16 protein-coding genes are annotated in these 13,833 nt (G+C 72.4%); 10 read left to right on the forward strand and 6 right to left on the reverse strand.

From position 1 onward, the window contains the following. Positions 1–21: 21 nt before the first annotated feature. The gene (locus OG357_RS23245; protein WP_329622984.1) at positions 22–762 is read right to left on the reverse strand and encodes a 2OG-Fe dioxygenase family protein; all 741 of its coding nucleotides are present in this window, start codon (positions 760–762) and stop codon (positions 22–24) included. Between the two features lie 178 nt (positions 763–940). Between OG357_RS23245 and OG357_RS23250 the strand changes: the two genes are divergently transcribed. The 6 genes from OG357_RS23250 (at position 941) to OG357_RS23275 (ending at position 4,472) form a co-directional block, all read left to right on the forward strand. After that, complete coding sequence (locus tag OG357_RS23250; protein WP_329622985.1) at positions 941–1,759, forward strand: SDR family NAD(P)-dependent oxidoreductase; 819 nt, start codon at positions 941–943, stop codon at positions 1,757–1,759. A 133-nt stretch (positions 1,760–1,892) separates the two neighbouring features. Then, on the forward strand, positions 1,893–2,162 hold the full coding sequence (locus tag OG357_RS23255) for a hypothetical protein (protein WP_329622986.1): 270 nt from the start codon (positions 1,893–1,895) through the stop codon (positions 2,160–2,162). Between the two features lie 96 nt (positions 2,163–2,258). After that, a complete protein-coding gene (locus OG357_RS23260) occupies positions 2,259–2,873 on the forward strand; it encodes a SigE family RNA polymerase sigma factor (protein WP_329622987.1) in 615 nt (204 codons plus the stop codon). Further along, the gene (locus OG357_RS23265) at positions 2,870–3,223 is read left to right on the forward strand and encodes a hypothetical protein (RefSeq protein WP_329622988.1); all 354 of its coding nucleotides are present in this window, start codon (positions 2,870–2,872) and stop codon (positions 3,221–3,223) included. Before OG357_RS23260 ends, OG357_RS23265 begins: the two co-directional genes overlap by 4 nt. Before the next feature lie 164 nt (positions 3,224–3,387). Continuing rightward, complete coding sequence (gene lepB / locus OG357_RS23270) at positions 3,388–4,041, forward strand: signal peptidase I (protein ID WP_329622989.1); 654 nt, start codon at positions 3,388–3,390, stop codon at positions 4,039–4,041. Positions 4,042–4,202: 161 nt separating this feature from the next. Continuing rightward, entirely contained in the window at positions 4,203–4,472 is a 270-nt protein-coding gene (locus OG357_RS23275) for a DUF7848 domain-containing protein (protein ID WP_317596151.1), read from the forward strand. A gap of 13 nt (positions 4,473–4,485) precedes the next feature. Here OG357_RS23275 and OG357_RS23280 read toward each other — a convergent pair whose 3' ends face one another. From OG357_RS23280 to OG357_RS23300, 5 genes are all read right to left on the reverse strand, one after another. Then, on the reverse strand, positions 4,486–5,337 hold the full coding sequence (locus OG357_RS23280) for a DMT family transporter (protein ID WP_329622990.1): 852 nt from the start codon (positions 5,335–5,337) through the stop codon (positions 4,486–4,488). Further along, positions 5,334–5,825: a YbaK/EbsC family protein gene (locus OG357_RS23285; RefSeq protein ID WP_329622991.1), complete on the reverse strand. Its 492-nt coding sequence runs from the start codon at positions 5,823–5,825 to the stop codon at positions 5,334–5,336. The genes OG357_RS23280 and OG357_RS23285 overlap by 4 nt, the downstream gene beginning before the upstream one ends. Positions 5,826–5,896: 71 nt before the next feature. After that, complete coding sequence (locus tag OG357_RS23290) at positions 5,897–7,537, reverse strand: penicillin-binding transpeptidase domain-containing protein (protein ID WP_329622992.1); 1,641 nt, start codon at positions 7,535–7,537, stop codon at positions 5,897–5,899. Positions 7,538–7,615: 78 nt separating this feature from the next. Next, complete coding sequence (locus tag OG357_RS23295) at positions 7,616–7,822, reverse strand: hypothetical protein (protein WP_329622993.1); 207 nt, start codon at positions 7,820–7,822, stop codon at positions 7,616–7,618. 263 nt (positions 7,823–8,085) lie between these two features. Next, entirely contained in the window at positions 8,086–9,834 is a 1,749-nt protein-coding gene (locus OG357_RS23300; RefSeq protein ID WP_329622994.1) for a dolichyl-phosphate-mannose--protein mannosyltransferase, read from the reverse strand. A 52-nt stretch (positions 9,835–9,886) separates the two neighbouring features. Between OG357_RS23300 and rsmI the strand changes: the two genes are divergently transcribed. The 4 genes from rsmI (at position 9,887) to OG357_RS23320 (ending at position 13,800) form a co-directional block, all read left to right on the forward strand. Next, on the forward strand, positions 9,887–10,747 hold the full coding sequence (gene rsmI / locus OG357_RS23305) for a 16S rRNA (cytidine(1402)-2'-O)-methyltransferase (protein ID WP_317596145.1): 861 nt from the start codon (positions 9,887–9,889) through the stop codon (positions 10,745–10,747). Between the two features lie 175 nt (positions 10,748–10,922). Next, positions 10,923–11,423, forward strand: coding sequence for a hypothetical protein (locus OG357_RS23310; RefSeq protein ID WP_329622995.1), 501 nt, complete (start codon positions 10,923–10,925; stop codon positions 11,421–11,423). 52 nt (positions 11,424–11,475) lie between these two features. Continuing rightward, entirely contained in the window at positions 11,476–12,345 is an 870-nt protein-coding gene (locus OG357_RS23315) for a TatD family hydrolase (protein ID WP_317596141.1), read from the forward strand. A gap of 201 nt (positions 12,346–12,546) precedes the next feature. Beyond that, complete coding sequence (locus OG357_RS23320) at positions 12,547–13,800, forward strand: ubiquitin-like domain-containing protein (RefSeq protein ID WP_329622996.1); 1,254 nt, start codon at positions 12,547–12,549, stop codon at positions 13,798–13,800. The last annotated feature ends 33 nt before the right edge of the window (positions 13,801–13,833 follow it).

The following is a 13,833-nucleotide window of genomic DNA, read 5'->3' on the forward strand; positions in this document are numbered from 1 at the left end:
CCCCCGCACCCGCGTCTGACATCAGGGCTTGTGACGGTAGGTCACGACCAGCACGTCGCGCGAGGCCGGGGCGGCGGAATCGATCTGCTCGATCGGCGTCACGCCGTGGTAGACCCGCTCGTCGTTGACGAGCGCCAGGTCGAGGGGGTCGGCCAGGGCGAACTTCTCCACCGGCTCCTTGTCCAGGTTGAAGACGGTGCTCTCGCCGCCGGCGGCGTTGGAGCGGCCGATCAACGCCATCAGGACGAAGGTGACACCGTCGCGGTGGACGCCCTCGGGCGTGGGCAGGCCGACCTCTTCGCCGTCGACCTCGATGCGGAACTGGTGGGCCTCGATGTGCCACGCGGAGTACGGGGCGAGCCGGCCGAAGATGTCGCAGCCGAGCGTGACCAGGCTGTTCATCGTGGCGCCGCGCAGGATCCGGTCCTCGAACGGCTCGTAGTGCCGGGCCACGCCGCCGTTGAGGGTGTTGTAGTCGAGCCCCTGGTAGTGCGGCTGGTGGGCCTCGACGCGGTAGTCGGCGCTCGCCCGGGGCGCGCTGAGCGTGGCGTGCCGGCGGCGGCGGTAGCGCCCGCCGTCCGCCATGTAGCTGTCGAGCGGCATCCCGCCCCAGCTGTCGCGGAAGGGCTCCAGGTCGTCGAGCGCGCTTTCGGAGCGCTGGAGGAGAAGCTGCCTGACCTTCTCACCGGAGCGAAGGTCAAAGCTCCGGGAAGAAAGAGACTCGCATATTTCCTCTACTCCGGATTCGTACGTCGAAGACATTGTTCCCCCTGTGTCCACACGGTCATCGGCGGACTCGATCGTGGTATTCGGAGAGGGGGCATGTCAAAGCCTTTCGGCCATGGCCGAATTGTCGGGCCTCACTTTTCTCCACTTTCCTCCCGCGTCATTTGTTAACGGAATGTTGCGGCCGGGTGGCGGGGTGGGTAGGGGCAGGCACATGGATCTCAGCGAACGACTGGAACCCGTGGAACCCCTGAAACCCCTGCAACGCTTCGACGGGTACGCGGTACTGATCACGGGCGCGGCGCGCGGCATCGGCGCGGCCACCGCGCGGCGCCTCGCGGCGGAGGGCGCGCGGGTGCTGGTCACGGACATCGACGAGGACGAGGCCGTACGGACGGCTGCCGAGCTGCCCGGGGCGGTGGCCCTGCGCTGCGACGTCGGGGACCGGGACTCGGTGGAGGCGGCCGTCGCGTACGCGGTGGAGACCTTCGGCGGCCTCGACGTCCTCGTCAACAACGCCCTCGCCCCCGTCGCCCCCGACCGGGACCGCTTCGAGGACGAACCGGACGGGGGCTGGGCGGGTCAGCTCGACGTGACGCTGATGGGCGCGGTCCGCTGCTCCCGGGCGGCGCTGCCGCACCTCGCGGCGGCGGGCGGGCGCGGGGCGATCGTCACGATCGGCTCGGTCAACGCCGAGGTGGACTTCGGCAACCACGCCTACAGCGCGGCCAAGGCGGGTCTCGCCTCGCTCACCCGGACGCTGGCGGGCGACGCGGCGCCGCGCGGCGTCCGCGTCAACCAGATCAACCCGGGGACGATCGCGACGACGGCCTGGGCGGGCAAGGAGGCCGAACTCGCGGCCCTGGCGGACCGCGTCTACCCGCTGGGCCGCGTGGGCACGCCGGATGACGTGGCCGCCGCCGTCGCGTTCCTCGCGTCGCGCGACGCGTCCTGGATCACGGGGACGGTCCTGCGGGTCGACGGCGGCCTGCTGGCGGTCAACTCGCACTTCGCGGAGGTACTGGCGGACTGAGGGGCCGGAGAACTTCTTCGCCCGAGAACTTCTTCGAACGGGGACGCAACCTCGGGAGGTGCCACACGTCTGGTGGGTTGAAGGCGCCCTTCACGTCACGTCCGACATCCCACCTCCTCACCTGGAGAGCCTTATGAACCGCAACCCCCGCCGCATCCTGGGTGCCGTCGCCGGCGCCGCGCTGCTCCTGGGCGGCGTCTTCACCGCGCAGGCCGTCGCCGACTCCGGCGCCACCCCGGCGCCGAAGGTCGTCACGCCCGGCGAGTCGGCCCCGAAGCCGGCGTCGAAGCCGGTCGTGGTGAAGCCGGGCACGGCCGCGTCCGACGCCGGCACGAAGGGCGTTCCGGCCACGAAGTCGGTGCCCGCGGAGAACGCGCCCCGCGTGATCGCCCCGGGCAAGTAACCCCGGAGCCAGGGCGGGCCGGCCCCACCAAGGGCCGGCCCGCCCCCGGCCACCCCCTCCCTTCCCCTCCCCACCCCGCAACGGATCGAGCGACACATGCAGTACGCGATGGCCGCGGCGCCGCCCTGGTGGTCCCGTCTGCTCGCCCGCGTGTCCGGCACGGAGGGCAGGGCGGTGGTACGGGAACTCCGCCCGCGCGCGCGGGTCACGCCGTACGAAGAGCGCCGGCCCACGCTGACCGACCTGTACAAGGCCCGCCGCCTCGACATGGTGAGGCTGGCGATCTTCCTCGTCGACGACCTGCACACGGCCGAGGACGTCGTCCAGGACGCGTTCGCGGCCGTGTGCAGGGCGTACGGCACGTCCCTCGACGGCCTCCAGGACCCGGGGGCGTACCTGCACACCGCCGTGGTCAACGCGGCCCGCTCCGTACTGCGCCGCCGCCGCACGGCCCGCGGCTACACCCCGCCCCACCAGCCGGCGAGTGCCCCGGTGGACGAGGGGCTCCTCCTCGCGGAGGAACACCGCACGGTCCTCGACGCGCTGGCCCGGCTCACCGCCCGTCAGCGTGAGGTCCTGGTCCTGCGCTACTGGTCGGAACTGACCGAGGCACAGATCGCCCAGACCCTCGGCCTCTCCCGTGGCACGGTGAAGTCCACGGCGAGCCGGGCCCTGGACGCCCTGGAGAAGAACCTGGAGGCGTCCCGATGACCGCCACCCCACCCGCCGAAGACCGCCACGCCACGACGGAGGCCCGCCTGAGAGCGGCCCTGACGGCCCGCGCGGCCCGGATCACCCACCGGGACCTCCGCCGCGAGGACCCGCCGCGGGGCCGCGCCTGGACGGTCCGCGCCCTGCGCGGCCCCGGCCTCGCCGCACTGGCCGCGGCGGCCATGGTGGCGGCCGTCTGCCTCCTGTACCTGCTCCCGGGCAGTCCCTTGGCCCCGGCCCCGGTCCAGCCGGCCCGCTCCCCGGGCATCAGCGACCCGGCACCGCCCACACCACCCGTGACGACCCCGTCGTCCGCCGGGACACCCAGAGTCGTACGGCCCTCGGACTGACGGAAGCCGAGCACGACCTCGGGAGCCGAGAGTGACCTCGGGGGGCGAGTGCGACCTCGGGAGCCGAGTGCGACCTCGGGGGGGGGCGACATGCGTCTCCGCCCTGACACCCCCTAACCTCTGCTGGTCCGCCCGGCCACGGGCGGTTCAGGAGAGGGGCGTTCATGCGGCAGCGGGGAGCGGGCACCGGGCTGAGAGTCGGGGCGCGGGTACTGGTGCCACTCGGGCTGGTCCTGGCCCTGGGAGGCCTCGGTGCCTTCTTCACGAACTACCAGGGGGCCACCGTCATGGGCGAGGCGATGACGCCAACGTACCGCCCGGGCGAGCGGCTGGTCGTCGAACGCGTCGACACGGGCGAGATACGCAGAGGCGATGTCGTCCTCGTCCGGGTGCCCGACCGCTATCAGGGCGGTCCGGTCCTGCAGCGGGTCATCGGGACGGGCGGCGATCACGTGACGTCCGACGGAGACCGGATCACGGTGAACGGGCAGCCGGTCGACGAACCGTATGTGACGAGCGGCGACATGGGCCCGACGACCGAACCGTACGACGTGCGGGTGCCGGACGGGCGGTTGTTCCTGCTGGGTGACAACCGGGGGAACGCGAGGGACTCGCGGTTCTTCCTCGACGAGCAGTCGGGCAGCGTCGCGGCCTCCGGGGTGCTCGGGCGCGTGCAGGACGGTGTCGCCGTGCCGGCGGCGTGGGGGGCGCTCGGGGTCCTCGGGGCCGTCCTGACCCTGGTCGGGGTCGGTCTGGGAATCGGCGGGTACGCGGCCGGGCGGAGCGCCCGGCGTCAGACCGCGTATCGACGTCCATGACGCCTCCGGACGGCCGCCGTCGACGGCACCGCCCGACACGGAAGGCGATGGCGGACGGGGGCTTCCCCTCGTCGGTGTTCTCGCTGTCAAGTGGGGTGTCTGCGACCGCCTCGGGCCGGGAAAGCTGGTGTGGGCGGAGCTTGCCGTGGAGGGGGATTCTGATGCGTCGTGAGGGAATCGCGGTCGGCCGGGTGGCCGGGCCGTATCACCGGGGTGCGCGGCGGGCGAAGCTCTGGGCGTTACGGGCCGACCGCTCCGGGAGCGGACTGATCACCGAGGCCGAGTGCACCACCTGCCTGGACGGTTCCGGCGCGGCGGACGACGGGCGCGGGCCCGCCGTGTGGTGCCTGGCCCACGCCGAGGAGACCGGGCACACCGGCTTCCGGCGCATCCGGACCGACTTCTTCCGGGCCTCCTGCGACGGCGCCTGAGCCGAGGGCGGGTTCAGCCCGCCTGGAGCATCAGCCCGATCCCGACGACCATCAGGCCCGCCGCCACGACCCGCGGGCCGCCGAAGCGTTCCTTGAAGAAGAGCGCGCCGATCGCCGCGCCCACGATGATCGAGGACTCGCGGAGCGCCGCGATCGGGGCCAGCGGGGCCTTCGTCTGGGCCCACAGGACGAGCGCGTACGCCGACACGGAGAGGACCGCGCCGAGGGCGCCCCGGGCCGCGTACGGGCGGAGCTGGGGGACGAGTGCGCCGCGCCGCCGCCACAGGGCGTACGCCGGGACCACCAGGCCCTGGAGGGCCACCAGCCACGCGATGTAGCCGAGCGCGGTGCCGGACGCGCGGACGCCCACGCCGTCGACGACGGTGTAGAGCGCGATGGACAGCCCCGTCGCGCCCGCCGCGAGCAGCGCCGGCCAGTGCGGGCGGGTGTCCTTGCCCCGGATGCCCCAGAGCGCGAGGCCCGTCAGGCCCGCGCACGCCACCGCCACCCCGAGCAACTGCCAGCCGCCCGGCACCTCGTCGAGGAACACCGCCGCGAGGACGGTCACGACGAGCGGGGCCGTACCGCGCGCGATCGGGTACATCTGCCCGAAGTCGCCCAGCGTGAACGAGCGCATGAGCAGGGCGTAGTAGCCGACGTGGAGGAGCGCCGAGGAGATCAGGTACGGCCAGGCGCCCGCTGCCGGGAGCGGTACGAAGACGGCCGTGACCAGGCCGAGCAGCGCCCCGCCGCCGGAGATCAGGGTGAAGGAGAGCAGCTGGTCCTTGATGTGGTGCGCGATGGCGTTCCAGCTGGCGTGCGTGACGGCGGCGACGATCACCGCGAGGGTGACGAGCGGGGTCACGCCGACGGCTCGCGCACGTCCACCAGGGTGGCGCCGGCGTGGGCGACCAGCGTCTTCGGGTCCAGCGCGAAGACGGTGTGCGGGGTGCCCGCCGCCGCCCACACCACGTCGTGGTCGAGGACGCCCCGGTCGGCGAGGACCCGGGTCCGGGTGCGGTGGCCGAAGGGCGGGACGCCCCCGATCGCGTACCCGGTGGTCTCCCGGACCGCCTTCGCGTCGGCCCGGGTGACCTTCCCGGCGCCCAGTTCCTGCCGTACCCGCTCGACGTCCACCCGCGAGGCGCCGTCCATCAGGACGAGGACCGGCACCCCGTCGGCGGCGAAGATCAGCGACTTCACGATCTCGGCGACCTCGCAGCCGATGGCGTCGGCGGCCTGCTGCGCGGTGCGGGTCTCGTCAGGGAAGCGCCGGACCTCGACGTCGAGGCCCAACTCCTGGAGAGCGGCGGCGAACTGGGGGTGCGCGGGGGAGTCGGCGTTAGCGGTCATGGCCCGCACGGTAGCGGTAGCTGTACGGGCCACGCGACCGCGTTCCGAGGGTCGGTCAGCCGGGCGACCGGTCAGCCGGCCTTCAGGACCTGCGCGACCACCGGGCCCGCCGCGTCGCCGCCGTGGCCGCCCTCGTCGACGACCGCCGCCGCCGCGAGGTCGCCCGAGTAGCCGGTGAACCAGCTGTTGGAGGTCTCCTGGTCGCCCACCTCGGCGGAGCCGGTCTTGGCGCCCCTGGGAGACGGGACACCTGCCATCGCCTTCGCCGCGGTGCCGTTCGTCGCCGCCGCGTTCATCATTCGGCGCAGCCCCGTGGCGACCTCGCGGGAGAGCGGTTCGGCCTTGGCGAACTCCCGGTCGCCGAGTTCCGCCGATACGAGGTACGGCTGGAGGAAGTGGCCGTTCTGCACGGTCGCGGAGAGCGAGGCGACGTTCAGAGCGCTCATCGTGATCTTGCCCTGGCCGATGTAGGAGGCGGCGGTCTCCACGCTGTCCGACGCGGGGACGCTGCCGTCCGCCGCGGGGACGCCGACCTGCCAGTTGAGGCCGATGCCGAAGGAGCGGGTGGCGGTGTCGCCGAGGGCCGTGTTGTGGATGCCCTTCTCCTTGAGCGGCGTGATCGCCTTGATGAAGGCGGTGTTGCAGGACTGGCTGAAGGCATCCGTGAGAGTGCCGTTGTCGATCTTGAAGTCCTTGAGGTTGTGGAACTTGTAGCCGTCCCAGAAGACGGTGGGTGGACACTCCACCGTGCTGCCCGGCCTGGCCACACCCTGCTGCATCATCATCGCCGCCGTGACGATCTTCATCGTCGAGCCGGGGGCCTGATTCCCCTGGAAGGCGGTGTTGTAGCCGGAGGCCGGACTGTTGGCGACCGCCCGTATCGCGCCGGTGGACGGCTCTATCGCGGTCACCGACGCCTTGCCGTACGCCTTGACCGCCTTCTCGGCCGCCGCCTGCACGCCCGGGTCGATGGTCGTCTTCAGCGTGCCCGCCTTGCCCTTCGACAGGACGAGCAGGGTGGAGTCGGGGACGGTCTCGCTGCCCGAGTCGATCCACGTCTCGACGCCGGTCGAGCCGCCGACCTCCGAGCCGTACCGACGACGCAGCTCGTCGATGATCGGGCCGAGCGAGGGGTACTTCTCCGCCGTCAGCTCCTTGCCGTTCCGGTCGACGGCCTTCACGGAGGCCGTCTTCGCGACGCCCGTCCGCAGCGTCGCCTCGGCGGTGAGCAGCTTCGGGTGAAGCACGGACGGCGCCCACTTCACCAGCGGCCGGCCGGTGGTCTGCCCCCGGACGACGGTCAGTTCGGAGGCGTACGACCAGGGCTTCGACACGCCCTCGTACGTGATCGTGGCCTTCACGGTGAACGGCACCTTCGCCCCGACGGGCGTCCCGGGCGTGATCTCGGCCTCCGAGACGCTCGCCCCCTCCCGGTAGGCCGCCACGGCGGGCCCCGCCGTGACCGGGTCGTTCGTCAGCTGTCCGGCCTTCTCCGGCTCCCCGGCGGCCCAGGCCGCGAGGAAGTCCCGTGCGGTCGTCGTCACCTCGTCGCCGGTGACGGGCCCGGTCTTCGGCGCGTTGCCGGAATTGGACTTCGTGGACGTGTCACCGCCCGTGATCCCGTTGTAGAGGTTGAGCCCCCCGTATCCGACACCGCCTGCCACGACGAGGAACACGCCCCCGACGATCGCGGTCTTGGCTCCACTGCGCATGACTGCGCTCCCCTCCCCAGGTGGCCGTCCAGTCAACCAGCGTCCCTTCGGTGTGTCGAGCAACTACCGCCACATCTGTCACGTACCCGCGTCGGGCGCCGCCGTCTGCTCGTTCGGCCCGTGGTCGCAGCCGGCGTCGTGCTCGTGCAGCTCCTGGGCCCAGGGGTGGCCGGCCTGGCGGAGCAGTTCGATGGCCGCCGCGTTGCCCGCGCCGGGCCGCGGCCCGGCCGGTGTCCGGTCCAGCTCTCCGCCGTTGCTGGTCGTGTCGTCGCTCGGGGTCCGCACGGGTACCTCATTCCTGGTCGCGGCCTGAGCCTCCTGGATACCCGCAGGCGGCCTGCCGGCCTGCGGCGCCCGGGGCAGAAGCCGGGGCAGCACCGGGGGGCCGATCGGGCAGCCTGGGCGGGCACCCACGCGGGAGGCCCCGGACATGCGGGAGGCCCCGGACATGCGGGAGGCCCCGGACATGCGGGAGGCCCCGGACATGCGGGAGGGGTGCGACCGGACCGGTCGCACCCCTCCCGCATGCCCTTCGTGTCTCTACATGGCTAGATCCACGTGTCGAGCCACATCCGGCCCCGCCATTGGTCTAGCGGAATCGGCGTGCCCGTGTAGATCGGCCAGAAATAGATGAAGTTCCAGACGATCAGCAGCACCAGACATCCGGCCGCCACCGCGCCGAATGTGCGGCGCCTTTCCGAGGAGCCGCGTGGGCCGATGATCGCGCCCAGCATCATGGCCACCGCCAGACACAGGAAAGGCACGAAGACGACCGCGTAGAAAAGGAAGATCGTGCGTTCCTGATAAAGGAACCAGGGGACCCAGCCCGCCGCGATGCCGCACGCGATCGCGCCCGCGCGCCAGTCGCGGCGGAAGGCCCAGCGCCACAGGACGTACAGGATGGCGAAGCAGGCGGCCCACCACAGGAGCGGGGTGCCGAGGGCCAGGACCTCCTGGGCGCACTTCTCCTTGGCCGTGGCCGGGCAGCCGTTGGTGCCGGGGGCCGGGGACTCGTAGAAGTACGAGACGGGGCGGCCGAGGACGATCCAGGACCAGGGGTTCGACTCGTACGTGTGCGGCGAGGTCAGGCCCACGTGGAACGAGTAGACCTCGGACTCGTAGTGCCAGAGGCTGCGCAGCCACTCCGGCAGCCAGCCCCAGAAGCTGTCCCCGCCGCCGGGGAGCTTGTCCTGGTCGGCGGCCCAGTGCCGGAAGTACCCCTTGTCGGAGACGATCCAGCCGGTCCAGGTCACCAGGTACGTGGCGATCGCCACCGGCACCACCGACACGAACGCCGGGAGCAGGTCCTTCTTGAGGACGGCGAGGTGCGGGCGGACGGCGCCGCCCGTGCGGCGGCCCGCCACGTCCCACAGGACCGTCATCAGACCGAACGCCGCCATGACGTACAGGCCGTTCCACTTCGTCGCCGCCGCGAGGCCCAGCATCACACCGGCCGCGAGCCGCCACGGCCGCCACCCCATGCGCAGGGTCTCCGCGATCTCCGCGTCCGGCCGCAGCACCCCCTCGTCGTCCTCGGGCAGCGCCGCCGCGAGCCGTTTCCGGTTGCGGTCGCGGTCGACGACGAGGCAGCCGAAGGAGGCGAGCACGAAGAACATCAGCACCTGGTCGAGGAGCGCCGTGCGGCTCATCACGAAGTGCAGTCCGTCGACGGCGAGCAGCAGGCCCGCCAGACAGCCGAGGAACGTCGAGCGGAAGAGCCGCCGGCCGATCCGGCACAGCATCAGCACCGACAGCGTGCCGAGCAGCGCCACCATGAAGCGCCAGCCGAAGGGCTCGAAGTCGAAGATCTTCTCGCCGAGACCGATGACCCATTTGCCCATCGGGGGATGGACGACGTAGCCCGGGTCGGTCGGGACGAGCACCGCGCCCGGGTCGTTCAGGATCGTCTTGTCGATGTCCTTGGGCCAGGCCCCCTCGTACCCCTGGTTGATCAGGGCCCAGGAGTCCTTGGCGTAATAGGTCTCGTCGAATATCACCGCGTGCGGCTTGCCCAGGTTCCAGAACCTCAGCAGGCCCGCGACCGCCGTGACCAGGAGCGGACCGCCCCAGGCCATCAGCCGCCACAGCCGCTCGGCCCGGACGGGGCCGATGCCGAGGAGCGACCACACGCGCGCCGAAGGACGGGCGTACGGGGGGTCGAGCCGCTCCCGCAGCCCGATGGGAGCGGGGTTCTCGGCGCGTGGCGCGTAGCCGAAGCGCCGCAGCCTCTGCTGCCACGAAGAGGGCTCTGCCACGGCGTGCCGGCCCTCCAGGGTCTCGGGTGCGGTACTGGTCACCGCGCCATCGTAGGGAACGCGCCTGTGCGCGTCGCCTGTCCGGGCTGGGAGGATGTCCCGTGTGACAGGAACGCTGGTACTCGCAGGGACCCCCATCGGTGACATCGCGGACGCTCCGCCCCGACTCGCCACCGAACTGGAGAACGCGGACATCGTGGCCGCCGAGGACACCCGGAGGCTGCGCGGCCTGACCCGGGCCCTCGGCATCCACACCTCGGGACGGGTCGTCTCGTACTTCGAGGGCAACGAGTCCGCCCGTACGCCCGAACTGGTCGAGGCGCTCGTCGGCGGCGCCCGTGTGCTGCTCGTCACCGACGCGGGCATGCCGTCCGTCTCGGACCCCGGCTACCGCCTGGTCGCCGCCGCCGTCGAGCAGGACATCAAGGTCACGGCCGTCCCCGGCCCGTCCGCCGTGCTCACCGCGCTCGCCCTCTCCGGGCTGCCCGTGGACCGGTTCTGCTTCGAGGGCTTCCTGCCGCGCAAGGCGGGCGAGCGGCTCGGGAAGCTGCGCGAGGTCGCCGACGAGCGCCGCACCCTCGTCTACTTCGAGGCCCCGCACCGGCTCGACGACACGCTCGCCGCGATGGCCGAGGTCTTCGGCGCCGAGCGCCGCGCCGCCGTCTGCCGCGAACTGACCAAGACGTACGAGGAGGTCAAGCGCGGCCCGCTCGCCGAGCTCGCGGCCTGGGCCGCCGAAGGCGTACGGGGCGAGATCACCGTCGTCGTCGAGGGCGCCCCGGAGACCGGACCCGGCGAGCTCGACGCCGCGGAGCTGGTGCGCAGGGTGCAGGTGCGCGAGGAGGCGGGGGAGCGGCGCAAGGAGGCGATCGTCGCGGTCGCCGCCGAGGCGGGGTTGCCCAAGCGCGAGGTGTTCGATGCGGTCGTCGCGGCAAAGAACGCGGCAAAGGGCTGACTGGAAGAGTCCTCGTACACGTAAAGGACTAATCTGAAAGGCAAAGCCGAACCCGGCGCCGGGACTCTTCGCAGGGCGCTTGGCAAGGGAAGAGCCAAAAGCCTTCCATGGTTCGTCTCCTGCTGATGCGCTCCGGCCCGAAAAGGCGTCCACTGATCAGTGGAGAGGAGCTGGCATGAGCGAGATCACCGGCACCGGCATATCCGTCGCCCATGAGGCGTACGCCTTCGCCTGCATGCGCTGTGGATACGGCTGGGAGCAGGCGTACGACATCGAGCACCACGTCGACGCCGCCGGCCAGGAATTCGTCGTCTACAAGGCCGACGGGGAGCGGGTCCCTTCCCCGCTGTCCAGTCCCACCTGCATGAACTGCGGCGGTCACGTCGTCCGGATCATGCGCGCGGGGCAGGTGTCGTCGGTGCTCGACCTGATCGCCGCGACGGAGAAGCACCAGCACGGGGCGAAGGCGACCAAGCCCGTCTCGATGGCCGGGCCGATCGGACAGGAACTGACCGTGGACCCCGAGGACGCCATGGCCACCGCGGGCGCGGCGGGCACCGTGGGTACGGCGGGCGCCTCGGACACCGCGGGACCGGAGACACCGCCGGTGCCGCATCACTGGCATCTCTCCGACCTCCTGCATCCCTTCCGCAACCGCGAAGACCGCGAAAGGTAAGCCGGGGGCAACCCCGCGCGCCGGTACTCGTGGCCCTCGTACGATCGGGGCCATGAGTGCCAAGGACGCCCCGCCGCCGCTGCCCGAACCCCTGCTCGTGGAGGTCGCGGACTCGCACACCCACCTGGACATGCAGTCCGGGACCGTCGAGGAGGCCCTGGTCAAGGCCGCCGCCGTCGGCGTGACCACGGTCGTCCAGGTCGGCTGCGACGTGAAGGGCTCGCAGTGGGCCGCCGAGACCGCCGCCGCCCACGCGAACGTGCACGCCGCCGTCGCCCTGCATCCGAACGAAGCCCCGCGGATCGTGCTCGGCGACCCCGACGGCTGGTCCCGGCAGGGCGCCCGCGAGGGTGGCGGCGACGCCGCCCTCGACGACGCGCTCGCCGAGATCGACCGGCTCGCCGCCCTGCCGTACGTCCTCGGCGTCGGCGAGACCGGCCTCGACTTCTTCCGTACGGGCCCCGAGGGCATCGCCGCGCAGGAGCGTTCCTTCCGCGCCCACATCGAGATCGCCAAGCGCCACGGCAAGGCGCTGGTGATCCACGACCGCGAGGCGCACGCCGACGTGCTGCGCGTCCTCGACGAGGAGGGCGCCCCCGAGCGGACCGTCTTCCACTGCTACTCCGGCGACGCCGCCATGGCCGAGATCTGCGCCGCCAAGGGCTACTACATGTCCTTCGCCGGCAACGTCACCTTCAAGAACGCCCAGCACCTCCGGGACGCGCTCGCCGTCGCCCCGCTGGAGCTCGTCCTCGTCGAGACCGACGCGCCCTTCCTCACCCCGGCGCCCTACCGGGGCCGCCCCAACGCCCCGTACCTCATCCCGGTCACCGTCCGCGCGATGGCGGCCGTGCGCGGGATCGGGGAGAACGACCTCGCCGAGGCGATCGCCGTGAACACGGCCCGCGCCTTCGATTACTGATCCTCGATCACCGATGGTTGCGAGGCGGCGTGATACGCTGCGCACCTGCTTCGGCAGCGGTCAGGGCTTGGCCGTCCTGCGCGACTTCGGTCGCAAGGGAGAAGCCCCCGCGTTCGCGAGGGGGAGGAGTCACAACGGTTACGTGTCGTAGCCGAGTCGTTCACGAGAGTAACCGGGGCTGGCGAGTAGGGTCCCGGCCTCGTGAGTACTTCCCAGGGCAGTCACCGAGCCGGACGGCGAGCGGCGACCCTGCCCGTCCACGAGCAGCCCACCCAAGAGGCCCAGCTCGTCGTCCCCGGTCAGGGGAGCTCCCCTGCCGGATCCCGGCGCGCCGCCCGCCGCCGCAAGGCCTCCGGCTCCCCCCGGGACGGCCTCCGGCGGCTCGTCCCGCAGGCCCTCGTCGTCGCCTTCCTCGCCGGCGGCACCAGCGCCTTCGTCGCCAACGACAAGGCGGTCCGGCTCTCCGTCGACGGCGTCCCGCGCAGCCTCCACACCTTCGCCGACGACGTCGACGAGCTCCTCGCCCACGAGGGCCTGACCGTCGGCTCCCACGACATCGTCGCCCCCGCCCCCGGCGAGGCCCTCGCCAACGGCGACGAGATCGTCGTCCGGTACGGGCGGCCGGTCGCCCTCACCCTCGACGGCCGGCGCCACACGATCTGGACCACCGCCAGGACCGTCGAGGGGGCGCTGCGCCAGCTCGGGGTTCGCGCGGAGGGCGCGTACCTCTCGGTCTCCCGCGCGGCCCCGATCACCCGCCAGGGCCTCGCCCTCGACGTCCGCACCGAGCGGACGGTCACCTTCCTCGCCGACGGCCGCGAGCGCGTCGTCCGCACCAACGCCGCCACCATCCGCGAGGCCCTCGCCGAGGCCGGGATCACCCTCTCGGGCCAGGACACCACCTCCGTCGCGGCCGGCTCGTACCCCCGCGACGGCCAGACGGTCACCGTGCTGCGCATCATCGGCTCCCGGCAGGTCCGGGAGGAGGCGATCCCGTACGCCGTCGAGAGGGTCCGCGACCCCGAGCTGTTCGCGGGCACCGAGGTCGTCGAACGGCAGGGCGTCGCGGGCGTCCGCCGTGTCACGTACGCCCTGCGCACGGTCAACGGCGTCAAGCAGAAGCCCCGCAGGACCGGCGAGGAGATCGTCCGCGAACCCGTCAGCCGCAAGGTGCGGATCGGCACCCGGGCCCTGCCCACCTCCGTCGCCGGCGCCGACGGCCTCGACTGGGCCGCCCTCGCCGCCTGCGAGTCCGGCGGCCGCCCGAACGCCGTCGACCCCTCGGGGACGTACGGCGGGCTCTACCAGTTCGACCCCGGCACCTGGCGCTCCCTCGGCGGCAAGGGCACCGCCCAGAACGCGCCCGCGGCCGAGCAGACGTTCCGGGCGAAGAAGCTGTACGTGCAGCGGGGCGCGAGCCCGTGGCCCCACTGCGGCAGGCGGCTCCACGGGTGAGCCGTCGGTCGGCTCCACCGGTGCCCCGTAGGC

The organism is Streptomyces sp. NBC_01255 (genome assembly GCF_036226445.1).
Classification (GTDB): domain Bacteria; phylum Actinomycetota; class Actinomycetes; order Streptomycetales; family Streptomycetaceae; genus Streptomyces.